This is a genomic window from Providencia sp. PROV197, from assembly GCF_028479625.1.
Classification (GTDB): Bacteria; Pseudomonadota; Gammaproteobacteria; order Enterobacterales; family Enterobacteriaceae; genus Providencia; species Providencia vermicola.
The window spans coordinates 54,234-79,316 of the sequence record NZ_JAMPNZ010000032.1 but is presented as its reverse complement, the minus strand read 5'-3'; the positions used below and the strand labels follow the sequence as shown (position 1 = coordinate 79,316).

At 41.1% G+C, this 25,083-nt stretch carries 21 protein-coding genes and 4 tRNA genes; 4 read left to right on the top strand and 21 right to left on the bottom strand.

Going from position 1 to position 25,083, the window contains the following annotated elements:
• Positions 1 to 150: 150 nt before the first annotated feature.
• The 17 genes from gshA to gpt form a co-directional block, all read right to left on the bottom strand.
• Entirely contained in the window at positions 151 to 1,716 is a 1,566-nt protein-coding gene (gene gshA / locus PR808_RS17995; RefSeq protein ID WP_206084772.1) for a glutamate--cysteine ligase, read from the bottom strand.
• Between the two features lie 186 nt (positions 1,717 to 1,902).
• Positions 1,903 to 1,979, bottom strand: a tRNA-Arg gene (locus PR808_RS17990).
• Between the two features lie 90 nt (positions 1,980 to 2,069).
• Positions 2,070 to 2,146 (bottom strand) — tRNA-Arg (locus tag PR808_RS17985).
• A gap of 145 nt (positions 2,147 to 2,291) precedes the next feature.
• Positions 2,292 to 2,368 (bottom strand) — tRNA-Arg (locus PR808_RS17980).
• Between the two features lie 11 nt (positions 2,369 to 2,379).
• A tRNA-Ser gene (locus tag PR808_RS17975) sits at positions 2,380 to 2,472 on the bottom strand.
• A 435-nt stretch (positions 2,473 to 2,907) separates the two neighbouring features.
• Positions 2,908 to 3,093 (bottom strand): carbon storage regulator CsrA, encoded by a 186-nt coding sequence (gene csrA / locus PR808_RS17970; protein WP_004264815.1) that lies wholly within the window; start codon positions 3,091 to 3,093, stop codon positions 2,908 to 2,910.
• A gap of 231 nt (positions 3,094 to 3,324) precedes the next feature.
• Positions 3,325 to 5,952: an alanine--tRNA ligase gene (gene alaS, locus PR808_RS17965; RefSeq protein ID WP_272539833.1), complete on the bottom strand. Its 2,628-nt coding sequence runs from the start codon at positions 5,950 to 5,952 to the stop codon at positions 3,325 to 3,327.
• A 326-nt stretch (positions 5,953 to 6,278) separates the two neighbouring features.
• On the bottom strand, positions 6,279 to 7,346 hold the full coding sequence (gene recA, locus PR808_RS17960; RefSeq protein ID WP_206084770.1) for a recombinase RecA: 1,068 nt from the start codon (positions 7,344 to 7,346) through the stop codon (positions 6,279 to 6,281).
• Between the two features lie 104 nt (positions 7,347 to 7,450).
• A complete protein-coding gene (gene pncC / locus PR808_RS17955) occupies positions 7,451 to 7,954 on the bottom strand; it encodes a nicotinamide-nucleotide amidase (protein WP_206084769.1) in 504 nt (167 codons plus the stop codon).
• 15 nt (positions 7,955 to 7,969) lie between these two features.
• Entirely contained in the window at positions 7,970 to 9,172 is a 1,203-nt protein-coding gene (gene lplT / locus PR808_RS17950; RefSeq protein ID WP_206084768.1) for a lysophospholipid transporter LplT, read from the bottom strand.
• A 1-nt stretch (position 9,173) separates the two neighbouring features.
• A complete protein-coding gene (gene aas / locus PR808_RS17945; protein WP_272539832.1) occupies positions 9,174 to 11,321 on the bottom strand; it encodes a bifunctional acyl-ACP--phospholipid O-acyltransferase/long-chain-fatty-acid--ACP ligase in 2,148 nt (715 codons plus the stop codon).
• A 148-nt stretch (positions 11,322 to 11,469) separates the two neighbouring features.
• Positions 11,470 to 11,967 (bottom strand): shikimate kinase AroL, encoded by a 498-nt coding sequence (aroL, locus tag PR808_RS17940; protein WP_206084795.1) that lies wholly within the window; start codon positions 11,965 to 11,967, stop codon positions 11,470 to 11,472.
• A 112-nt stretch (positions 11,968 to 12,079) separates the two neighbouring features.
• Positions 12,080 to 13,333, bottom strand: a complete 1,254-nt coding sequence (proA, locus tag PR808_RS17935) for a glutamate-5-semialdehyde dehydrogenase (RefSeq protein ID WP_272539831.1) — start codon at positions 13,331 to 13,333, stop codon at positions 12,080 to 12,082.
• Between the two features lie 2 nt (positions 13,334 to 13,335).
• Positions 13,336 to 14,439 (bottom strand): glutamate 5-kinase, encoded by a 1,104-nt coding sequence (proB, locus tag PR808_RS17930; RefSeq protein WP_206084765.1) that lies wholly within the window; start codon positions 14,437 to 14,439, stop codon positions 13,336 to 13,338.
• Between the two features lie 116 nt (positions 14,440 to 14,555).
• Entirely contained in the window at positions 14,556 to 14,957 is a 402-nt protein-coding gene (crl, locus tag PR808_RS17925; protein ID WP_206084764.1) for a sigma factor-binding protein Crl, read from the bottom strand.
• 71 nt (positions 14,958 to 15,028) lie between these two features.
• Positions 15,029 to 16,279 (bottom strand): esterase FrsA, encoded by a 1,251-nt coding sequence (gene frsA, locus PR808_RS17920; RefSeq protein WP_206084763.1) that lies wholly within the window; start codon positions 16,277 to 16,279, stop codon positions 15,029 to 15,031.
• Between the two features lie 184 nt (positions 16,280 to 16,463).
• Positions 16,464 to 16,928 carry a xanthine phosphoribosyltransferase gene (gene gpt / locus PR808_RS17915; protein ID WP_206084762.1) on the bottom strand — a complete coding sequence of 155 codons (465 nt, stop codon included), beginning with the start codon at positions 16,926 to 16,928 and terminating at the stop codon, positions 16,464 to 16,466.
• A gap of 439 nt (positions 16,929 to 17,367) precedes the next feature.
• On the opposite strand from gpt, the gene pepD reads away from it, so the two are divergent.
• Entirely contained in the window at positions 17,368 to 18,828 is a 1,461-nt protein-coding gene (gene pepD, locus PR808_RS17910; protein ID WP_206084761.1) for a beta-Ala-His dipeptidase, read from the top strand.
• Between the two features lie 46 nt (positions 18,829 to 18,874).
• Here the strand turns inward: pepD and dinB are convergent, their stop codons facing one another.
• Positions 18,875 to 19,930 (bottom strand): DNA polymerase IV, encoded by a 1,056-nt coding sequence (dinB, locus tag PR808_RS17905; protein WP_272539830.1) that lies wholly within the window; start codon positions 19,928 to 19,930, stop codon positions 18,875 to 18,877.
• Positions 19,931 to 20,217: 287 nt separating this feature from the next.
• Here dinB and PR808_RS17900 point away from each other — a divergent pair, with 287 nt between their 5' ends.
• The 3 genes from PR808_RS17900 (at position 20,218) to PR808_RS17890 (ending at position 22,190) form a co-directional block, all read left to right on the top strand.
• Positions 20,218 to 21,114: a glycerophosphodiester phosphodiesterase family protein gene (locus PR808_RS17900; RefSeq protein ID WP_272539829.1), complete on the top strand. Its 897-nt coding sequence runs from the start codon at positions 20,218 to 20,220 to the stop codon at positions 21,112 to 21,114.
• Positions 21,115 to 21,297: 183 nt separating this feature from the next.
• A complete protein-coding gene (locus PR808_RS17895) occupies positions 21,298 to 21,654 on the top strand; it encodes a hypothetical protein (RefSeq protein ID WP_206084758.1) in 357 nt (118 codons plus the stop codon).
• A gap of 170 nt (positions 21,655 to 21,824) precedes the next feature.
• Complete coding sequence (locus tag PR808_RS17890; RefSeq protein WP_272539828.1) at positions 21,825 to 22,190, top strand: hypothetical protein; 366 nt, start codon at positions 21,825 to 21,827, stop codon at positions 22,188 to 22,190.
• A gap of 139 nt (positions 22,191 to 22,329) precedes the next feature.
• Here the strand turns inward: PR808_RS17890 and nqrM are convergent, their stop codons facing one another.
• The 3 genes from nqrM to nqrF all read right to left on the bottom strand — a co-directional run bounded on the left by nqrM (position 22,330) and on the right by nqrF (position 25,076).
• The gene (nqrM, locus tag PR808_RS17885) at positions 22,330 to 22,557 is read right to left on the bottom strand and encodes a (Na+)-NQR maturation NqrM (RefSeq protein ID WP_206084756.1); all 228 of its coding nucleotides are present in this window, start codon (positions 22,555 to 22,557) and stop codon (positions 22,330 to 22,332) included.
• 18 nt (positions 22,558 to 22,575) lie between these two features.
• A complete protein-coding gene (locus PR808_RS17880; RefSeq protein WP_272539827.1) occupies positions 22,576 to 23,607 on the bottom strand; it encodes an FAD:protein FMN transferase in 1,032 nt (343 codons plus the stop codon).
• 242 nt (positions 23,608 to 23,849) lie between these two features.
• Positions 23,850 to 25,076 (bottom strand): NADH:ubiquinone reductase (Na(+)-transporting) subunit F, encoded by a 1,227-nt coding sequence (gene nqrF, locus PR808_RS17875; protein WP_206084754.1) that lies wholly within the window; start codon positions 25,074 to 25,076, stop codon positions 23,850 to 23,852.
• Between the last annotated feature and the right edge of the window lie 7 nt (positions 25,077 to 25,083).

The following is a 25,083-nucleotide window of genomic DNA, read 5'->3' as shown; positions in this document are numbered from 1 at the left end:
TGACCTCCTCAAAAATTAAAAATATATTTTTAAAATAAATGAAACTATTTTGAAAATGCGGAGTCTTAATTAATGAAAGACGCGCAATTTGTTATCATCCCTAATTCTCTAAGAGATTTTTATTTGGCCACCTTGAGTGGCCACTTTCTTTTAGCGTCCTGCGTGAATGCGTAGATAGTCTTCAAAGGATTCAGTTTCGCTCTGTTCCATCGCCGCTTGTTTCTCAATAGAAGCTAACCTTGCTTGTTCAAACTGTTCTTCCGTGATCACTTCATACGGCTCATTGATTAACTGTTCAAAATATTTTTCAGCTAATTCTAATCCATAACCACCGATGCCTTTTTCTAACATCTCATCCATAACTAACGCAGAGTATGTTAGGGTTGGGTCTTCAAACATCGCAACAAACTGATGGCAAACATCTTGATATTTCGCGTCACAACAAGTGTCGAGCACTTCAGCGACACGAATCAAATCATTAAATAACTGCTGGCCAACTTCCACTAAAGGTTTCACTTCGCTACCACAACCAAAACCAATCACTTGGCCAGGTTTGCGCCCTTCGAGGATCACTCGGTTCCAGTTTTGGCGACAACAATCAAGTTCCTGAGCATTCATTTCTGGCGCATCGGCAAGCACGCACCATATTAAGAATAGATCAACAAAACGCGCTTGGGTTTCATTTACACCAATCGCACTGAATGGGTTGATGTCTAAAGAGCGCACTTCAATGTATTCGATGCCCCCACGCAATAACGCATCAGAAGGCGACTCAGTGCCTTTAGGGACGCGTTTAGGTCTTATTGGGGCATAGAGTTCATTTTCAATTTGCAACACGTTAGAGTTAAGCTGAACGTATTTACCATCTTTTTTCACACCTAGCTTTTCAAACTCAGCGGAAGGCTTATGAATGGCTTTTTTCAAATTTTCAACGTATTCACCCAGCTTATTAAATGTAATATTCAAATCGCTTTGTGATTTATTGGTATAACCAAGGTCGCTCATGCGTAAAGATGTCGCATAAGGTAAATAGTAAGTTCCACATTCTGTTTTATCGAATGTTAGCGTGGTATCTCTGTCTTTTAAGAAAGAGCCACAAATGGCAGGAGATGCACCGAATAAATATGGGATCACCCAGCCAAAGCGATAGTAGTTTCTGATCAAGCGTAAATAGCCATCAGAAATTTTTTCTTTACCGCTTTCACTTTCAGGATCGTCAACACCAGCCCATGCCTGCCAAAACTCAGTTGGCAAAGAAAAGTTATAATGCACCCCTGCTATCGTCTGCATCAATGCGCCATAACGATTTTTAAGGCCTTCACGGTACAGGGTTTTAAAGCGCCCGACGTTAGAAGTACCATATTGAGCAAGAGTGATTTTATCTTCACTTTCGATAAAGCACGGCATACTGAGTGGCCACATTCTTTCATCTTGAAGGTGACGTGCAGTATAGCGATGTAAATCCCTGAGAAAAGCCAAGTTATGGCTAATGCTTTTATCTACAGGAGTAATAAATTCGAGTAAGGACTCCGCAAAATCTGTCGTGATCCATTTATGTGTTAAAGCTTGTCCCAGCCCTTCAGGGTGCAACGTTTCTGCAATTGAGCCTGTAGGCGTCACACGCAATGTTTCGCGCTCAATACCACGTTGAATACCATTTAGTGTTTCTGGGTGCGCCTCTAACCATGAGAGCGCTTTCGATACGTCCGGGATCAAATCGACCTCCCGCCTGTGATGTTAATTTATTTTATTAAGGCAATTACTTTAGCTTAAATCACATAAATTGTCGCTGTCTAGATGTGTGGTTTAGGAGGGATTAAAACAAAAGATGCATCGGAAATGTTATTTAATTGACTTTTCAGGCAAAAAAAAACTCCTCAAATTGAGGAGTCTTTCTTATGATGGTGCATCCGGGAGGATTTGAACCTCCGACCGCTCGGTTCGTAGCCGAGTACTCTATCCAGCTGAGCTACGGATGCAAAATTCTGTCGACAAATATCGATTAATTCAATAACTGAGAATGTCTACACTAAATGGATTATTGATACGCTAACTAATTAGCTAAGAGATGGTGCATCCGGGAGGATTCGAACCTCCGACCGCTCGGTTCGTAGCCGAGTACTCTATCCAGCTGAGCTACGGATGCATAGTTACTGCAAGACGTGCTTCTCTCTCAAACTTCTTATCAACATCTACTTCTGTAAATCAGTTTCTTCGTTACCACACTATTTTGATTGCTTACTAAGTAGAACCAAAATAAAACCCAACTAGGTTTCCCTGTAGGGTTAATATGGTGCATCCGGGAGGATTCGAACCTCCGACCGCTCGGTTCGTAGCCGAGTACTCTATCCAGCTGAGCTACGGATGCATAATCTAAAATGGCGGTGAGGGAGGGATTCGAACCCTCGATGCAGCTTTTGACCGCATACTCCCTTAGCAGGGGAGCGCCTTCAGCCTCTCGGCCACCTCACCATATTTTAGTTACACACGATTTGTTTTTTCAAACATCTCGTCTCTGTGTGGCGCACATATTACTTTCCTAGACTTAGAAGTCAAACAATTTTTCCAAACTTTTTGCATTCCGCAGTCTGTTTGCACATTTCACAAGCAAGATGCTTAGTTTAACACCGAAAAAGAACTTTTTCAGCCCTTAAATAACTTACTTTATGAATAAAAATGAGAGAGATAAAATTGCTTTTGAACCAAAAAATTATTTGCTCGCTACCATGATACGGCGCAATTATAAACAAAGATGAAAAGGTGTTTGTTTACAATGCCTCATCACGCTCAACAAAATAAGTGAGTGAAGCAAATAAAACGAAGTTTGAGAACGTGAAATTTTTTAAAACGCAGTAAGACAAGCGCCCATTCTTGCTGTGTGATCAATCATTGGACGCTTATTCATTATTATTGATTATCTGGTTGAGTCTTTTCGGCCTGGATCCGTTGATAAATTTCTTCACGGTGAACAGAAACTTCTTTTGGGGCATTAACACCAATACGAACTTGGTTGCCTTTAACACCCAATACAGTAACTGTTACCTCATCGCCTATCATGAGTGTTTCACCAACTCGACGAGTCAGAATAAGCATTCTTTGCTCCTTGAAATATTAAAAGAGTCGGGTCTCTAGGTATCCCCCGCTATTGTCCATCACACACCGTGAAAACGTAAAGTAATGACATGCACCTAAAGCATTGATGCCATCAAGGCAATCATTCTAATTATTTACAAGCAAAATATAGCACTACAAGTAATACATTAACAATGCCGCAACAGATTTAAAGTTGCCTTATATTCCTACAAGGCAACTTTTGGTAAGTACTTACAGTCGTGATTCAACCCACTCTTCAACACTAGCCATTGCAGCAGGTAATGCACTTACATCAGTGCCGCCTGCCTGTGCCATGTCAGGCCGCCCACCACCTTTACCACCTACTTGTTGTGCAACATAAGAGATCAAGTCACCTGCTTTAACTTTAGCAGTCAAATCATTAGTCACACCAACGATCATACTGACTTTATCACCACTTGTTGTTGAAAGCACGATAATCGCTGATTTCAACTGATTTTTCAGATCATCAACCATAGTTCTCAATAGCTTAGGATCAGTATCGCTTAATTGGTTCACTAACAATTTGACGCCTTTCACATCTTTTGCTTTGCTACTTAGTGAAGCACTTTCTTGAGAAGCTTGTTGATCTTTTAGTTGCAAAATCTCTTTTTCTAGCTGACGAGATTTGTCTAACGTAGATTTCACTTTCTCAACGAGACTATTAATATCACCTTTTAATAGGTGAGCGATTGCCGAAAGCTGTTCTGATTGATGGTGAACACTTTCAATCGCCATTACACCTGTTGTTGCTTCAATACGGCGAACACCCGCAGCTGTTCCTGATTCACTCAGAATACGGAACAGGCCAATATCACCGGTACGTTTTGCGTGTGTACCACCGCACAATTCAATAGAAAAATCGCCCATACTCAATACGCGAACACGTTCTTCGTATTTTTCACCGAATAATGCCATAGCCCCTTTCGCTTTCGCCCCCTCTAAATCCATCAACTCAGTTTCAATTTCTGAATTTTGGCGAATTTGAGCATTTACAATGTCTTCAACTTGGCGGAGTTGCGCTTGGGTCATAGCTTCAAAATGTGAGAAGTCAAAACGCAGGTACTTGTCATTAACAAGTGAACCTTTTTGAGATACATGTTCGCCAAGTACTTGACGTAACGCAGCATGTAATAAGTGCGTTGCAGAGTGATTCAAACGAATAGCATTACGCCTTGCGCTATCAACCACAGCGGTAATACGATGGTTAACAACTAATGAGCCTGATTCGACTTTACCGATATGCCCAATTGCTTGACCATATTTTTGTGTGTCTGTCACATTGAAGCGAGCATTGTCATTATTTAAGAAACCAATGTCCCCAACCTGACCACCTGATTCGGCATAAAATGCGGTTTTATCAAGAATAACTAAGCCTTCTTCACCTACATTTAAGCTATCAACAGGCTGACCATCTTTATATAATGCGGTGATGGTCGCTTGTTGCTCATCATATTGGTAACCTGAGAATTCGCTGTGCTTATCAACTTTGATTAATGAGTTATAGTCAGCGCCAAAACCACTCGATTCTCTTGCACGACGACGCTGGTCTTCCATCGCACGCTCAAAACCGTCTTCATCCACTTTGATATTGCGCTCACGGCACACATCAGCGGTTAAGTCGATTGGGAAACCGTAAGTATCATAGAGGCGGAATGCAGCCTCACCATCAAGGGTATCCCCTTTTAAAGATGCCAGTTCTTCATCTAATAATTGCAAGCCACGCTCTAAAGTACGTGCAAATTGCTCTTCTTCTGTCTTCAGAACTTTTTCAACCATGGCTTGTTGACGTTGAAGTTCTTCAGCAGCCGAGCCCATCACTTTGATCAATGGAGCAACTAATTTGTAGAAAAACGTTTCTTTAGCACCGAGCATGTAACCATGACGAACGGCACGACGAATAATACGACGCAGAACATAGCCACGACCTTCGTTTGATGGAATAACACCATCACTAACAAGGAAAGCACAAGAACGAATATGGTCAGCAATAACACGCAGTGATTTATTTTCCAGATCGGTAGCACCTGTCGCTTTCGCTGCCGCTGCAATTAATTCACGGAAAATATCAATGTCATAGTTTGAATTGACGTGTTGCAGTACCGCAGAGATACGCTCTAAGCCCATTCCTGTATCGACAGAAGGTTTCGGCAATGGTTCCATGGTACCGTCTGATTGACGGTTAAACTGCATGAAGACAAGGTTCCATATTTCAATATATCGGTCACCGTCTTCTTCTGGGCTTCCTGGAGGGCCACCCCAGATATGATCGCCATGATCATAGAAAATTTCAGTACAAGGGCCGCAAGGACCTGTATCACCCATCTGCCAGAAGTTATCTGAAGCATAAGGTGCGCCTTTGTTATCACCGATACGGATAATGCGCTCTACTGGAACACCAATTTCTTTATTCCAAATATCATAGGCTTCATCATCTGTTGCATAAACAGTGACCCACAATCTTTCTTTTGGCAGGTTAAACCATGCTTCACTTGTCAGTAATTCCCAAGCAAAGCGAATTGCATCGTGCTTAAAGTAGTCACCAAAGCTGAAGTTACCTAACATTTCAAAGAATGTGTGGTGACGAGCTGTATAACCTACATTTTCTAAGTCGTTATGTTTACCACCTGCACGCACACAGCGTTGTGCAGTTGTCGCTCGGGAATATGCTCTTTTATCCAGGCCAAGAAATACATCTTTGAACTGGTTCATCCCTGCGTTTGTGAACAATAGTGTCGGGTCATTGTTAGGCACTAGCGAACTGCTGGTGACCACCTGATGACCTTTTGTATGAAAAAAGTCGAGAAACGCTTGGCGGATCTCAGCGGTGCTTTTACTCATATTTATCCCGATATCAAGCTGGAAACAGAATTATGAATTGTTGAGATGGAGTGTAACATCACCTCTAATCAACTCTCCGATTAAAAAGTGACTGATAAGATAAAGTCTCTTTGCATAGAAGTAAAATTATAGCTACATCCATTCGTGGCTTTCATTGTAAAGCGTCTAGATATTTTCTGAAAGTATGTTTATACCTCTGGCCAGCGTATTTTTCCACAGAAAAACTGTTGAATAAACTATTATTACGATTGGAAAAAATAAAAAAGGCGCTACTCAATAAGAGCGGCGCCTATAATCTAATGATTAATCAAGTCACTAGCTAATAATTAAAATTCTTCTGGTGTTTCTTCTTCATCAGAATCACTGATAAAGTCTGTTGCAGCACTGCTAAACTCACCAGTATGATTGAGTAACATTTCTCGCAGTTTTGTGTCAATTTCTTGCGCAACTTCAGGATGTTCTTTTAAATAAGTCGTTGAGTTAGCTTTACCTTGACCAATTTTATCGCCGTTATAGCTATACCAAGCACCCGCTTTTTCAATTAGCTTGTGTTTAACACCCAGGTCAATTAGTTCACCAAAGGTATTAATCCCTTCACCGTAAAGAATTTGAAATTCCGCTTGTTTAAATGGCGCCGCAACTTTATTTTTCACCACTTTAACGCGAGTTTCACTACCGACAATTTCTTCACCATTTTTCACCGCGCCAATACGACGGATATCTAAACGAACAGATGCGTAGAATTTCAGTGCATTACCACCCGTTGTTGTTTCTGGGTTGCCGAACATTACACCAATTTTCATACGAATTTGGTTGATGAAGATCAGAAGCGTATTTGAGGTTTTTAAGTTACCTGCTAATTTACGCATTGCTTGGCTCATCATACGTGCAGCAAGCCCCATGTGAGAATCACCAATCTCACCTTCTATTTCCGCTTTAGGGGTTAATGCAGCAACGGAGTCAACGATAATAACGTCAACAGCACCTGACCGAGTCAGAGCATCACAGATTTCGAGCGCTTGTTCACCAGTGTCTGGCTGAGAACACAGTAAATTATCGATATCAACGCCGAGTTTCTTCGCGTAGATAGGGTCAAGTGCGTGCTCGGCATCGATAAATGCACAGGTTTTACCACTGCGTTGTGCAGCAGCGATGACTTGTAAGGTTAGGGTGGTTTTACCTGAAGATTCTGGACCGTAGATTTCAACAATACGACCTAATGGCAGGCCACCAGCACCTAATGCAACGTCAAGAGATAAAGAACCCGTTGAAATGGTTTCAACATCCATTGAACGGTCTTCACCAAGACGCATAATGGAACCTTTACCAAATTGCTTTTCAATTTGACCCAGTGCCGCAGCCAGTGCTTTTTGTTTGTTTTCATCAATAGCCATGTTTACTCCCTAAGTGCAATGGCCTTGCCACTGCGAATAAAACGATTGAATTTGATTTGTTGGAACTAATTATACTGTATAATCATACAGTATCAAGGAAATTTTTAATTTAACAGACTCAAAAGCGTTTCTAGAGCATAACCTGTTGATTGAAAACGAATTTGATTTCTATCACCTTGAAATACACGATGCCTAGCGATAACCAACACCGCACCATCTACCTGTTTTTGGGCAAAACCAAACCATACAGTTCCAACGGGTTTGTCTATACTACCGCCACCAGGGCCTGCAATACCACTGACTGAAATCGCAAAATCGGCTGTTGCTTCTTTCAGTGCCCCTGATGCCATTTCTTCTACCACTTGCTGGCTAACAGCGCCAAATTGTTGCAAAGATGCGTCAGTCACACCAATCATTTGATGTTTAGCTTCGTTACTATAAGTGACAAAGCCACGCTGGAAGTAATCCGAACTTCCAGCAATATCGGTCAGCACCTTTGCAATCCAACCCCCCGTGCAAGACTCTGCAGTAGTGACTGTTTTACCTTGCGCTTTCAGTTTTTGCCCAATCTGAATACTTAATGTTTCGAGTCGCGTCTCATCTACCATTATGTAATCCGCCTTTTACATCTTTTTTTTACGAGCGCGATCCCAGATCCATAAGCCTGCAATCGCAATCGTAAATACGGCACCAAAACCAATACCTGCATTCACCACAGATAAGCCGCCCTTAATTGCCAATGAATATAAGCCTAGCATAATCAGCATCGCGCTGTTTTCGCCTAAGTTCTGTACTGCAATGGCATTTCCTGCACCAACGGTTTCCTTTCCTTTATCTTGTAGTAAAGCATTTAGGGGCACAACAAATAACCCACCAAATACCCCTAAAGTAATCAAGATAAAGTAGGATGGAATAATATTAGTTTGCAAGGAAAGTAACACCACCATCACACCGATAATAACCCCTGCTGGAATACAGCGGTAAACTGTTTTCAAGGTAATAAATTTAGCCGCAAGCCCTGCCCCTGCAACAATCCCCACAGCAACCATCGCATTTAAGATAGTTGGTGTTGTGTTATCTTGTAAACCTAAAGCTACAGGAACCCAAGCAACTAATAAAAAACGTAATGTGACCCCTGCGCCCCAGAACAGGCTGGTTCCAACTAGCGAAAAACGGCTTTCCTGATTTGCCCATAAAATACGGCATGCTTGAAAAAAATCTGTGACCAGTAATTTGAGATCCCAGCCTTTTCCTGGCCTTGCCGCCACAAGATGTGGAATAAAGACGTTAGCAATAACCGCCAGTGCATATAAAATCGCACATGTCCCTAACGCTAATAAGAGATTGATATCGGAAAGCATTCCCCCAACAACAGAACCCACTAAGATTGCCGCAATTGTCGAGGCTTCCATCACACCATTGGCTTTAACAAGGTTATCTCCCCCTGTTAATTCGCCTAAGATACCGTATTTAGCAGGTGAATAAGATGCTGCACCAATCCCCACTAATCCATAACAAAGGAACGGATTTAACCCAAAGCAAATCCCTAGCGCTCCAATAAATTTAAAAATATTGGAGAACAACATCACGCGCCCTTTAGAGAATCTATCGGCAATTTGCCCAACAAATGGGGCTAAAACGATGTAAGTAAACACAAACACCATTTGTAAAATAGGGTGACTCCATTCTGGATAAAATTCAGCTTTGAGTTGCGCTAATATAGCAAATAACAGTGCGTTATCCGCAAATGCAGAGAGAAACTGAGACGCTAAAACGGCCTTCATTCCTCGGCTCATCAACGGTAAATTCGAGGTACTTTCTTGCATATTAGGCATCCTTTAAGGCCATTTGTTTCAGTGTGACAAAATCCGTTTTTCCGCTACCTAGCACAGGTAACTCTTTCACAAAACGAATATCACGGGGAACCGCAAGCTCAGTTAATCCTCTGCTTTTCGCCGCCGCCGATAACGCACTTCTATCTAACTCTTTATCGGTAGTAAACAACACTAGCGCCTCACCTTTGCTACTATCTGGTTTTGTCACTACGCCATGATTTGCATTTGGCGACAAAGCGGCAACCATCTGTTCAATGCTTTCAAGGGAAACCATTTCCCCTGCCAGTTTCGCAAAACGTTTCACACGGCCTTTGATAGTGCAGAAGTTTTTATTATCCAACTCAACAATATCCCCTGTATCGTACCAGCCTTCTTCTACCTCGCCCTGTGCGTTTTCAGCCCTTGGCGTTTCAAGCACGCCTGGCGCTTCAACACGTAAGTACCCTTTCATGATATTAGGGCCTTTAAGTTGCAGTTTACCGCCATTTTCGATACCAGAGATGGGGATAATACGCGCTTGCATTTCAGGTAAAATTTGCCCTACCGTGCCTTCTTTTGCCGCCATTGGAACATTGATAGAGACAATTGGTGCACATTCGGTCACGCCATAACCTTCGAGGATACGAATACCGAATTTTTCAAACCAAATTTTCTTCGTTTTATCTGAAAGCTTTTCAGCGCCTGCAACGACATAACGTAAACGAGCAAAATCATATTGGTGAGCAAAACGGGCATAATTCCCTAAGAATGTTGATGTACCGAACAAGACTGTACAGTTTTTGTCATACACTAGTTCAGGAATAATGCGGTAATGTAATGGGCTTGGGTACAGGAAAACGCGACTGCCCGAAAATAGAGGAATAAATAAACCAACGGTTAAACCAAATGCGTGGAACAATGGCAAGGATGACATAAAACGATCCCGCGGCGTAAAGTCAGCGATGGTTTTAATTTGCTCAACGTTTGCCATCAAACTGGCATTGCTATGCACCACACCTTTTGGTGTCCCCTCAGAACCAGAGGTAAATAAGACAATGGCTTCATCCGATGCTTTTCGCGGAATAATGGCTTTATGTGGATTGAATAAGTGCTTAACAATCCATAGCTTATCCTGCCAAGTCACTGTATCTTTTAAATCTTCAAGGTAAATCCAATTAGCTTCAGGAACTTGCTCTGGAATATGGGTGAGATTCCCTTTTTCAAGAAATTGTCGCGAAGTGAACACCACTTTAGCTGCTGAAGCTTTAAGTGCATTACTAATCCCATGACTACCCGCAGTGTAATTTAACATCGCAGGGACACGACCTCTCATCAATGCCCCAAAAATTGCGGCTGCCGTCACTGTTGCATTCGGTAGCAAAAGACCAACACGCTCATTTTCATGGGTATAACGCTCAATAATACGCCCTACCCCTAGCGTTTTCTTCAGCAATGTTTGGTACGAGTCTTCTTTAAATGCAATATCTTCAATACAAGGTGTTCGGCGACCAAAACGTTGAACACTGCCGATAAACTCTTCAACCAGCGTCACTTGCGGCAAACAAGCCATACGTGCAGACTTCATGATTTGATACAGATGTTCGCCCGCGAGTGCACGGCGCTCAACCGATTTTGGCGCTTCTGGCATCGGAATAGTTTGCGCAGGTAAAATGTGCAAGGTAATTTTTGGGAACCATTTTAACGGAATAATTCCTTTTAAGCGCCCAAAGTGACTGCGTTCTGCTCCTTCAATACGAATAGGAACAATTTTTGCTGCAGATTTAGCGGCAACAAACGCCGCGCCCTCATAGATTTTCATTAAAGAGCCATGCACCGAAATTCGCCCTTCAGGGAAGATAACGATCGGGCGCCCTTTTTCTACCTCTTTAACGAGGTGGCGAATACCCAATGGATTGGCAGGGTCAAGAGGGACAATATCAACATAAGGCTTAAGGCGCTTCACCATTTTAGGTGTTGCAAAGGTTGAGTAAACGGCAAATACAGGTTTTACAGGGAGAAAAAGCGCGATCAAAACACCATCTAAAAAAGAGACGTGGTTGGGTGTAATCAAGCATTTATCTTGATCAAACTCTTTCGCATCACCAATAACTTCAACACGAAATAAAAATGTAAGGATGGCTTTGATTATTTTCACCAACATAATGAATCCCTATATTATGATTATATTTTTGTATGCTACCAAAATATTGTTATGCCGTAATAACACTTATCTTACTGACCAATATGCTCTCCACTAGGGGTATAATCCGAAAACACCCGATATGGAAAAGCCGCTTTCTATAATGAGTTTAAGATAAATCATTAAGTTGCGCGATAATTTCGTCAATAGGTTGGGTCGCATCAATAATATAATGAGCAGTCGCGCGGTAAATAGGCTCCCGTTGCTGCATAACCTCTGCAATTTCTTCTACTAAAGATTTACCCGTTAGGCTTGGCCGTTGATCTGCTTGGGGCTCTGCGGCAAGGCGTTTAGCCAAAATTTCAGGCTTGGCATTTAAATAGATCACCGTCCCATTGTCTCGCATCACTTTTTGGTTTTCGTCAGCAAGGATTATCCCTCCCCCTGTAGAAATAATCACATCATCTTGTGCAATTGATTTTAAAATTTCACTTTCTAGCTGTCGAAAATAATCCCAACCATGCTGCTCAACAATTTCTGCAATACTTTTACCTGCTTTTTCAAGTATTAACTTGTCTGTATCAACAAATTGGTAGCCTTTAGATTCGGCAAATAATTTCCCAATTGTTGTTTTACCTGAACCTCTTGGACCGATAATGTAAAACATTAATTTCCATCCCATCATCATGAATACTAATAAAATGTTGCCAAACATGGCAAACCATAAAAAAGAAAGCCACACTTCACTTGTGTGGCTTTCTCATTTTGAATATCAACTTCTATGGGCGATTTAAAAAATCGCCATAACCAATCCACTTATAGGTTGTTAATGCATCCAGCCCCATAGGGCCCCGTGAATGTAATTTTTGCGTACTCACCGCAACTTCAGCGCCTAAACCAAACTGCCCACCGTCCGTAAAGCGTGTGCTCGCATTCACGTAAACTGCTGCTGAATCAACACACTGTACAAAATAATCCGCTTGGCTGATCGATTCTGTCAAAATAGCGTCTGAGTGTGCGGTACCATAATGGCGAATGTGGTCGATAGCCGCATCCACATCGGTAACAATTTCCACATTTAAGTCCAGCGACAACCACTCATCAACTAAGTTTTCAGGTTTAACATCAACCACTTTTGCTGGGCCTTGTTGTAAGAATGGCATCGCTTGTGCGCTGGCATGTAAAGTGACTTGTTGCTCTGCCATTTTCTCACTGAGTAATGGCAAGAATTCAGCGGCAATATTTTTGTGAACGAGCAATGTTTCAAGTGAGTTACAGGCACTTGGGCGCTGTACTTTTGCATTAATAATGACATTGATGGCTTTATCAAAATTGACAGACTCATCAACAAAAGTATGGCACACACCAATTCCGCCTGTGATCACAGGAATAGTTGATTGTTCGCGGCATAACTTATGTAACCCTGCACCACCGCGAGGGATTAGCATGTCGACGTAACGATCCAATTTCAATAATTGCGCCACGAGTTCTCGATCAGGGTTGTTAATCGCTTGCACCGCATCTGCTGGCAACCCACTATTTTTTAAGGCTTTTTGGATCACGCTGACAACTGCCAGATTTGTATTATGGGTTTCTTTCCCACCACGCATAATCGCCGCATTGCCTGTTTTTAGGCACAAAGAAGCCACATCGACAGTGACATTAGGACGCGCTTCGTAGATAACGCCAACCACACCCAATGGAACACGACGACGCTGCAAATTTAAACCACTATCTAGCTTGCTGCCATCAATCACTTGGCCTACTGGGTCTGCAAGTTGGCATACTTTTCGGACATCATCAGCGATATTTTTTAAGCGCTCTGGTGTTAATAACAAGCGGTCTTGCAGCGCTTCGGTCATGCCACTCGCTCTTGCTTGTTCCATGTCTTTTTTGTTTGCGGCCAAAATTATTGCACTTTCTTGCTCTAATAAATCCGCAATTTGCAGTAATGCTGCATTTTTTTGTTTGGTGCTTAGCTGAGCTAATTGCCATGATGCAGCCCTTGCTGCTTTGCCCATTGTTTCTAACATAATTAACTCACTATCATATCATCGCGATGAACAGCCACAGAGCCGTGCTCATAGCCAAGTATCTTGTTTATATCTTGAGAATGTTGACCTGCAATCATTCTGAGTGCGTCACTGTTATAATGGGTGACGCCATGAGCAAGGTCTTTCCCCGCCATATTGCGGATGCGGATCACTGCGCCACGAGAGAAATCCCCCTCGATTTTCTTAATACCTTTTGGCAATAATGAGCTACCTTTTTCCATAATCGCCAGTTGAGCTCCGTCATCAATGTACACATCACCCGCCGCTGGTGCACCAAAAATCCAGCGTTTACGGTTTTCCATGGGGTTTTTCTGCCCGTAAAAACGGGTTCCCACTGGAATATTTTCAATGACTGCATTAATGACATCAGGCTTATTGCCCGCCGCAATCACCACATCAATACCCGCACGGCCTGCAACATCCGCAGCTTGCAACTTAGTGGCCATTCCACCCGTTCCTAAGCCACTTACGCTACCACCCGCCATTTCCCTGAGTTCATCATTAATACCATACACTTCAGGGATCAATTTTGCATCTGGGTTACTACGAGGATCCGCGTCATACAGCCCCTCAATATCTGTCAGTAATAACAATTTATCTGCATCACCGAGAATTGCAGCGAGAGCCGATAAGTTATCATTATCGCCCACTTTTATTTCCGCAGTTGCAACCGCATCATTTTCATTGATAACAGGAATGATTCCATTATCAAGCAACGCTTGTAAGGTGTCCCTCGCATTTAAAAAACGTTCTCTGTCTTCTAAATCCGCACGAGTTAGCAACATTTGTCCGATATGGATACCATAAATAGAGAATAACCTTTCCCATAATTGAATAAGGCGACTTTGACCAACCGCCGCGAGCAACTGCTTAGATGCAATGGTCGCTGGCAGTTCGGGGTAATTTAAGTGCTCGCGACCTGCGGCAATTGCCCCAGATGTCACGATAATAATACGGTGCCCTTTTTCATATTGCTGCGCGCATTGTCTGACCAACTCAACAATATGAGCTTGATTTAAACGACGCGAGCCCCCTGTAAGTACACTGGTACCTAACTTAACGACCAGCGTCTGGCTATTTTTCATCATTTTTCTGCCATTAGGATTAATAAAACAAAAAGTAGGTATCATTTTTATCAGGAGAAGCGCGTTATGCCAACAGGCATAACGCAAAATTCAACAAAAGTTGGTTTAAAACAAATTTATGCGCTTAATTCCAATTTTAATTCTAACATTAGCGGTGAAGGAAAGAGGCTTAATTCAAGGTCAGATAATTGCTTAGTAAGGTTTTGGTGAAAAGAGACCAAATTCTTTTCGACAGCTTCCGTGGTTGCATTGTCTTTTAATGCTTTAACCTGCCAACTGCCATGCCCATTGTACAGCCCTAAATGGTAAGTAAATTCAAAACCTGCATCAGTTGCAATTAACTTTAACCACCATCCCCAAAATTCACGTTTTTCAGGTGCTATGTTGGCATTCACACACACAACCAAGCTATCAAATATGTAACAACCATTTAAGCATTGTTTTTCTCTTAAATACGGACCTATCGCTGCAAATTTCTTTAAATATTTTCCATTTGTGTAATCAGTCGGTAAAGCCATGTTAAGGATCTCCTTCTTGGGAAGATCCCTTTTTAACAAATGGGAAAAAATAAGCAAGTTATTAAATTATTTTAAAGTATTTTTGTTTTCAACCAAGACGTTGTTTCACTTAGTGCTTTCTCAAAGTTGGCGAATACGGGATGACTTGGTAACATAATAGCGTCCGCATCGATAGAAGAGCGTTTAATTAGCTCCGCTTCCGCCTTCGGGCTATAAATATCATCTTTTAAACTGACCGCCAACATAGGAACTTTGCTTCTCCTACCCAAAAGCCCCTGATTTTTAAGAGAATAACAACTAAGTTCATGACGCAACGCGGAGCCATCAACTTGGTAAATTCCCAGACGACTGGCGAACACATCCAAAACCATCCGAGGAATATCTCGTTGATATTTCTCTTCGTGCAATAAACTGTGCACAATTGGACCTATCACAGCGACCGCTTTAATTTTCTCGGGACACATATAAGCTAACCTTAATGCTATGTTTGCACCAAAGCGCATTCCTACGATGCCAAAGCGCGTATGGTCAATCCATGCTATATCATCGATTTGGCGAACAATTTGCTCATGTAATGTGCTGGTTTCTTGGGTTAACTTGTATTTGACCGAATAACCAATGGATGGCATATCCAGTGTTAACATCGCTATCCCTAATGGTTCAAGATAATCACGAAAATAGCGACAGAAATCAATCTGTAAGCTATCTAGCATACCGCAAATCATCACCGTTGGATAAGGGCCTTGCCCATGAGATGGGATATGCAAAAAACCGTAAACTTCTTTACCGCCATCCACTTTAAAAGGAATTTTCTTTAAACGATATTCGGAGAACTTTGCGGCGCTATCATAGGCTTTGTTAGCCAGTAGAATCGCTTGATCCGCCAGCTCATCACCTTTGATAAACGGATAGGCTGCAATACTGTATAAATTTGCTGAACGCAGCCATGCATTACCTGCATCAATACCTTGTTCGAACTCTAAGGCTTTTTGTTGCCAATGCATCGCTTGTTGAGACCATTCAAAACACCAATTACCTGAACGATTACCGATGACGGTATCTAGTTGACGCTCATTACTACGTTGCGCATTAGAAATCGCAATACGACTAAGCACGTCTTCAATTTCTAATGCATCTATTCCGCGCCAAATCCACATCAAGCGGTTAATCATGCGATACCATCCCGTATGATGTGAACCACTCAGCACACTGTGCTCTTTGATTTGAGGCAGCGTTTGGGCGGAATAAGAAACCAGTGTCGATGTTTCAATCTGTCTGACTTTAGGCTTAAAGAGTTTTTCGGATAAATTTTGTTGAGTCATCCCAATTACCTGTATACCGTCGCTGAATGGAACCCAAAAATAAGGGGAATGCACATAATGCACTCCCCAAATTATATCGTGTTTATCTCAAAAACTTTAGGTATTAATGTGTTCTCGTCATCAATAAAATCCATAAGACTTTATTATTACAATATTTTTACCTAACGCTAAGTGACAAACAGATTTATTTATCTTGTTCACACAAAGGTTTAACAAAGACAACGCCCATATCCCAAGGCTGTTCAATCCATGTATCTTGTGGAATATCAACCACATAGTCATCAACTAATGGACGCCCTGCAGGTTTTGCAAAAATGGTCACGAAGTGAGCTTTTGGATACATATCACGGATCGCTTGGGCAGTGCCGCCTGTATCGACTAAATCATCAATAACGATAAAGCCTTCACCATCGCCTTCTGCGCGCTTGATAACCGTTAATTCACGTTGGTTATCATGATCATAGCTAGAGATACAAACGGTATCAACGTGACGAATACCCAGTTCACGTGCAAGAAGTGCACCTGGAACAAGTCCACCACGGCTAACCGCGATAATACCGGTCCATTGTTCTACTGGTAATAAACGTTGTGCGAGTTTACGGGCATGTATTTGCAACATATCCCACGTTACGACATATTTTTCGCTCATAAAATTCGGGTCCCGACTGCTGAGTAAATCTGAAATGTGTCTTGCGGAAAAAAGGTTGCGCGAGATTATAGTGATTCGGCGCGCTAAAAACCAGTAAAAAGCATCATTCGCCATTAATTATTATCATTTACACTGTCCATTATTCAAAAGAAAGTGTTATCCTGATTTTATAAAAGAGGCGGCCTTTAATTCGAAACTTCAGGCTGTTAGGTCATAATTACAGCAATGTCCCTTTTAAAAATTGAAGCTGAAACTCGCGTTGACTGTCAATCGGCTGCTGTCTAGATGATTCAGGGAATTTTCCCTAAATAGTTCAAGTTATAGCTAGGCGGCAAATGAACAAATCCGAGGAGCATACATTAGTATGTGACGCAGGTTTGTGAGTGTAGCCAACAACGCTATAGCTTGAAATATAACGGGAAAATCATAGGAGATAAACGTGTCTGAATTATCCAAACTATCCCCCCAACCACTGTGGGACATCTTCGCTACCATCTGCTCTATTCCACATCCTTCGTACCACGAAGAAGCCTTAGCAGCACATATCGTTGATTGGTCAAAACAAAAAGGCTTCCACGTTGAACGTGATGAAGTCGGCAATATTTTGATCCGTAAACCAGCGACTGCTGGCTACGAAAACCGCAAAGCCGTTGTGCTGCAAGCCCACTTAGACATGGTGCCACAAAAAAATAACGATACTGTGCATGACTTTAAAGTTGACCCAATCCGCCCGTATGTGAACGGTGAATGGGTAACTGCTGAAGGGACGACATTAGGTGCCGATAACGGCATTGGTTTGGCTTCTGCACTGGCTGTTTTAGCTGATGATAGCGTTGAACACGGTCCAATGGAAGTGTTGCTGACCATGACCGAAGAAGCTGGGATGGAAGGCGCATTTGGTCTGAAAGCAGGCTGGTTACAAGCAGATATCTTAATCAATACAGATTCCGAAGAAGAAGGCGAAATCTACATGGGGTGCGCTGGTGGTGTTGACTTCACAACCACTTTTGACCTAACTCGTGAAGCATTACCACAGGGTTACCAAACCTTTACCTTGACCTTAAAAGGTTTAAAAGGTGGTCACTCGGGTGGTGACGTTCATTTAGGTTTAGGCAATGCAAACAAACTATTAGCACGTTTCCTTGCTGGCCACGCAGAAGATCTCAGCCTAAAACTATTAGAGTTTAAAGGTGGTACAGTACGTAATGCCATCCCACGTGAAGCACACGCCATTATTTCTGTTCCAGCAGATAAAGTTACTGAACTGACTGCATTAAGAGCTCGTTACGAAAGCATCCTGAAAAATGAGTTAGCGGTTGTTGAACCTAACTTAGTGCTGTTGTTAGATGAAACACAAAGCGACTTAAAAGCACTGTCTGATGACTGCCAACAACGCTTTGTTTTCTTCTTAAACGCTGCGCCAAATGGCGTTATCCGTATGAGTGATGTCGCAAAAGGTGTTGTTGAAACCTCACTGAATGAAGGCGTGGTACGCATGACGGAAGACAAAGCAGAGATTATCTTCCTCGTCCGTTCACTGATTGATAGCGGTAAAAACTACGTCGTTAACATGCTAACTTCTATCAGTAAATTAGCGAAAGCACAATACCGCGCAGAAGGTAGTTACCCAGGTTGGCAGCCAGATGCTGACTCTGCAGTAATGCATTTAGTGAGCGAAACCTATAACAAATTATTTGGTAAAATCCCGAATGTGATGGTGATCCATGCTGGCCTTGAGTGCGGTTTATTCAAAAAACCTTACCCAGACATGGACATGGTATCCATTGGGCCTACCATTCGTGGTGCTCACTCGCCAGACGAACGCGTTCATATCGCCAGTGTTGGCGAGTATTGGAAACTGTTAACTGCGGTGTTAAAAGCGATTCCAGTAAAAGGTTAATCTACTAGTACTGAATAAAATGCTCATCCTTGTGGTGAGCATTTTTTTAAAGTTCAAGTAATAACTGCCGCTCTAATTGTGGGCTTTGTAGCATCACATGTAGTCCCACTAACCTAACGCCTCGCTTTAACCGACGATTCTCCCAAACTTGCTGTGCGAGTTGCACTAAGTCTTGCTTATTTAGAATGGGATACACATGTTCTTGTGTTGTTTGTTGGAAATCCGCAAACTTAAATTTAACACCTTGGCGTGCAATACGCAGATCGGGTTTTACCTTGGCTAAACGGAGCTGTAGCTCATCATACAGTTTATCTAACAGTAGCAGACAATCATGCCATTCATGGATATCTTTAGCGAGCGTACGTTCAACTCCCACCGATTTTCTAAGTCTATCCGGGTTGATGGAACGTTCATCAATACCATGGCAACGTTCCCAAAGTACCTGCCCAAATTTACCCATACTTTTGATCAGGGTGACCACATCATATTTTTGCACATCACCACAAGTTATCAGCCCCATATCAGCCAATTTTTGTGACGTTACCTTACCCACCCCGGGGATCTTTCTAAGGGGCAAATTAAGAATGAATTGATCCATATTTTGTGGTGTGATCACGAATTGCCCATTTGGTTTGTTCATATCTGAAGCAATTTTGGCCAAGAATTTAACGGGTGCGATCCCCGCAGAAGCTGTCAGTTGGAGCTCATCAAAAATTTGTTGGCGAATAGCCTCTGCAATAAGCGTTGCAGAACCATGTAACTGCGTACAATCAGTCACATCCAAATAAGCTTCATCAAGAGAAAGTGGCTCGATAAGGTCGGTATAACTCGCAAATATTTGGCGAATATGAAGGGAAGTTTCTTTATATAACGCCATATGCCCTGGGACGACTTTAAGGTGCGGGCATAACCTAAGTGCGACGGCTGTAGACATGGCACTGTGAACACCGTAGCGGCGAGCTTCATAATTTGCGGTACTAATGACCCCTCGGCGATCAGCACTTCCTCCCACCGCAATAGGTACATTGCGTAGGCTTGGGTCGTCACGCATTTCTATTGCCGCATAAAAGCAGTCCATATCAATATGAATAATTTTACGCACGAGCTAGCCCTGAAAATCAAACACCTGATTAAATATACAGTGTTTTTATTAGCCATGCAATTAATGTCCCTTTTCCTAAAAGCTGTTTAATAAAAAAAGGGTTAACTTAATGATAATTAACTCATTCATCTTACTGCAACAATCATCTGCCAAGCTCATTAACTGACGACTCAATTTAAAGTTTGTCTTAAAAACAAGTAGAAATACTTACTTTTATATAAAAACGTAATAAAAAGGGTTATTTCCCCAACAACAATACTTTGACAAATTATTTATGGATCACACCTATGGCAATTATATCAACATCAAAATATATTCAATTTATGGCAACACTCGTACTCTTGCTTGCAAGTCAGACCGCTTTCGCTTTATCACCTAAAATTGTTGCTCACCGAGCAGGGACAGCTGACGCCCCAGAAAACACAATTTATGCCATCGATTTAGCAAAAGAAAATAAAGCTGATGCGATTTGGCTTACCGTACAGTTGAGCCAAGATAATCAATTGGTTCTATACCGCCCAAGCGACCTTGATTCGTTAACAGATAAAAAGGGGAATGTGTCCGCTTATACTGCTGAGCAACTGAGTAAAATTAATGCAGGCTACCAGTTCAGTAAAAAACATAATCAACAGCTTCCATTACAAAAGACCACCATCAATACCTTAGAAACTATTCTACAAAAATACCCTGATACCACTTTTTATATTGATTTAAAATCGCCTGATGCCAACCCTGACGTTCAAGCAAAAGCAATTCTGGCGCTTTTAAATAAAACCAACACATTCAATCAGGTACGCTTTTATTCCACCAATGATGAGTTTTTAATAGCACTTAAATCTCTTTCAGCAAAGATACCGCTATTTGAAAGCCGCGATGAGACCCGTACTATGTTGGCAAATATTGTGATGAACCATCAATGTTCCGTGGAAAATGACACCACGAAAACGCGTTGGTATGGTTTTGAGCTACATCGTAAAGTCGAAGTCGTCGAGAAATACACTTTAGGTGAAGCACGTTCACCGGCTACCCTTTCATGGGATAAAGAAGCCATCAATTGTTTTAGAAAAAATGGCAATGCCTATATCATTGTCTTTGGCGTTAATACTGACAATGACTACCAACTCGCAAAAGAAATTGGTGTGGATGCTGTAATGGTTGATTCACCTAAAGCATTTAAAAAATAATCCACTAACATCACCTAAGCTATTGTTACTTTATTAATAGCTTAGGTATTAAATTATATCCTAAAAGTATTTATCTCTTTTCATCAATTAATAATAATTGTTCTTAATTTACCTCCATATAAAACTTGATATATTTAACCCACCCAAAAATTCCATTTAAAATAAATTAAAAAAAGGTTTTATATGTCAAAATTTGGAACAATGACTGTCGAAAATTATTGGAATGAAACATTAAGAAAAATTGAAATACACTATCATAATAGTGATAACCCCTATGATAGTGTCTTTATATTTTATAATCTAGGAGACACCACATCTAGCTCTAATTCATTCTCTTACTCAACAACAGGTAAAAGTGCTTGGAAAGCTAAAATTACAACGAAAAATAATGAACTGTGGAGTAGTGGTGACTTTTTACCTTGCCAAATTAACAGCAGTGATAATGGGAAGGTTACGATTAGATTTGATGGCAATACAAAAAGCATGCATGTTAATTACCCTGTCTCTGCTTCATGTGCTAAAAAAATGCAGCTAATTTAGACCATATAATAGAAAAATAAGATAACAATAGCGTATTTTAAATTATCTTAATTTAAAAATAAAACTCATCTTATTTCTATTATTATTTATTCTTAGCTAAGAATACGTCAATTTAATTACATTCAAAACTCTATATTAAAAATAGAGTAAATTTATATTAAGAGGTTAATATGGTAGCACCATTAGGTTTAGTCACTGTTGAAAATTATTGGAATGAAAATATCAAAGAACTTGAATTAGTCATTAATACATCTGATTTTATGAAAACCTATAAAGTTTTTAATGATATAAAAGATAAACAAGTTTTAAAGGATGCCTATAGTTTTGTTTTTTCCTATGGAAAACAAATATCTTGGCGAGTCACTTTTATAACAGAAAGCGGTGAAACTTGGGGTAATGGTTCATTTCTTCCTTGTAACTTCGCTACCTCAGATAATGGGAAAGCAATCATAGGTGTTAATGGTGATTCCAAACGCTTGTATGTTGCCTTTCCTTCATCTAGTTCTTGCTCAATGGCTTTAACACGGATGTCATGAAGTTGTTTATGACTTATTCTTAGTAAATATTGATTATATTCTTGCTCATGCAAGATAAAATAATATGTGGAGATGTCTAATAATTATGTTTAGACACCTCCAACTGATTACTAGTTATACAACCACTAAATATTACTATTCAAATAATACGGTTTTTATCCAGTATTTTTTGGCGGGCTTCTTCACGAGCCATACGTTTTTTACGTGCATCGCAAGGCTCAGGGCAATCACACACCTTTTCAACACCAATACTGCTTAACCCGCCACAGCTACCTTGAATACTCTTACGTTTAATAATGTACCCAAGCGACATGCCTAAAAAGGCCAGTAAAAACAGTACAAAGGCAGCAATAAAAACATTCAGCATTCCTTTATCCTCCTGCAACTACTGTTTTTTGGTTAAAAACGGTTCGAATGCCTTAGTATAACGCTCTTCGAAACCTTTATCTGTCTTAACAATCATAAAAACAGGCACATTCATTTTCTCAGCTAAAGCAAAGCCCGCTTCTGGACCTAAAACATTTAGCCCAGTTGATAAGCCATCTGCACTCATACAATTGTCTGCGATCACAGTGATAGACACTAGGTTATGCGTAATTGGCTTCCCTGTTTTGGGATCAATGGTATGAGAGAAACGAATGCCATCTTGTTCAAAATAATTACGATAATCACCTGATGTAGCAATAGAACGGTCACCTGGTTCAATAATTTCTTGTGCTGTTTGGCTCAAACCATCCGTTGATGGTTTTTCAATAGCAATACGCCATGGCGCGTCTTTGCCATTTTTACCTTTCGTGCGCACTTCGCCACCGATATCGACCATATAGTTATTGATACCCTGTGACTCTAAATATTCAGCAACAACATCAACACCATACCCCTTAGCAATAGAAGACAAGTCAACATATAGCTCTGGAATGGTTTTAATCAAGTTGTTATCTTGTACTGAAAGTTTTTCAATCCCGACCCATGCACGGCGTTTGGCGAGTTCTTCATCTGAAGGTGTTTTCGTCACACGACCTTCTGGCCCAAAGCCCCATAAATTCACTAATGGCCCAACAGTCACATCCAAAGAACCATCCGTCAGTTTATTAATTTCAATGGCCTTACTTACCACTTTTGCTGTCGCCGCTGATACAGGAAAAGGGGTATTCACTTCCTTGAATTGGTTAAAACGACTTAATTCAGAATCTGGACGATAGGTTGACATCTGGTCGTTAACTTCCTCCAAACGCTTATCAACTTCAGCTTGAATCGCTTCAGGTTTTTGTTCTGAAGAATCAGTGACATATTTTACAGTATAATAAGTCCCCATTGTTTGCCCCTGCAAATTTTGTTGCTCTGGGCCACCACAAGCGGTCAAGAACAGCGCAGCAACAAACAACAAGACTGAGGTATAAATTTTTTTGTTCAGCATAATTTTCTCCGCGTCAATCATGAGCGCGTATTGTTAGATTCGCTCAGACTATTAACACACTTTACATCGTCACCCATGCAGAGAATGTTCAAGTCAAAATAACTCTCAACCTGTTAATAACCAATAAAATAATTAGCAACTAACGGTATTAATATAAATAATAAAGAGGGAAAATTTTTCCCTCTTTATTTGATTACTGTCCGTACTTTACTTGGTAAGTACAATAAAGCCAATAAAATTAGTTAACCACCGAAATCATCCAGTAAGATATTTTCATCTTCAACGCCCAAATCTTTCAGCATTTTGATCACTGCAGCATTCATCATTGGTGGTCCACACATATAGAACTCACAATCTTCAGGTGCAGGATGGTCTTTCAAATAATTCTCATACAGAACATTATGAATAAAGCCTGTATAGCCATTCCAGTTATCTTCTGGTAATGGATCTGAAAGTGCTACATTCCACGTAAAGTTTTCATGTTCTGCCGCCAACTCATCAAAGTCTTCTGTATAGAACATTTCACGAACAGAACGCGCACCATACCAGAAACTGATTTTACGTTTTGAATCCAAACGGCGTAATTGGTCGAAAATATGGGAACGCATTGGTGCCATACCTGCACCACCACCAATAAAGACCATTTCAGCGTCCGTTTCTTTCGCAAAAAACTCACCAAATGGACCTGAAATTGTCACTTTATCACCGGCTTTTAATGACCAAATATAAGATGACATGATCCCAGGTGGAACGTCAGGATTACGTGGTGGAGGTGTTGCAATACGTACGTTCAGCATAATAATACCGTGCTCTTCAGGGTAGTTAGCCATTGAATATGCACGCACCGTTGGCTCTTTAACCTCAGAGACATAACGGAACAAATTAAATTTATCCCAATCTTCTCGATACTCCTCAGGAACATCAAAATCTTCATATTTTACAATATGTTCTGGGCATTCAATCTGAATATAACCACCAGCACGGAAAGGAACGACTTCGCCTTCTGGAATTTTCAGTTTTAATTCTTTAATGAAAGTCGCTTTATTATCATTAGAGATAACTTCGCACTCCCATTTTTTCACACCAAAAATTTCTTCTGGAAGCTCAATTTTAAGGTCTTGCTTCACGTTAACTTGGCAGGCTAAACGACAGCCATCTTTGGCTTCACGTTTGTTTATGTGCGAAAGTTCAGTGGGTAAAATATCACCACCGCCCTCTTTGATTTTCACACGGCACTGACCACATGAACCACCACCACCACATGCAGAAGAAACAAAAATACCTTGGCTCGATAACATGCCAAGCAATTTGTCACCCGCAGGGGCTTCAAAGCTTTTATCAGGATCGCCATTAACTTCAACTTTGATGTTCCCTGTATTGACCAACTTGGATTTTGCAAACAAGATTAAACCTGTCAGCACCAAGACAATCAGGGTAAACATCACTACACCTAGAATAATAATTTCCATGAATTCT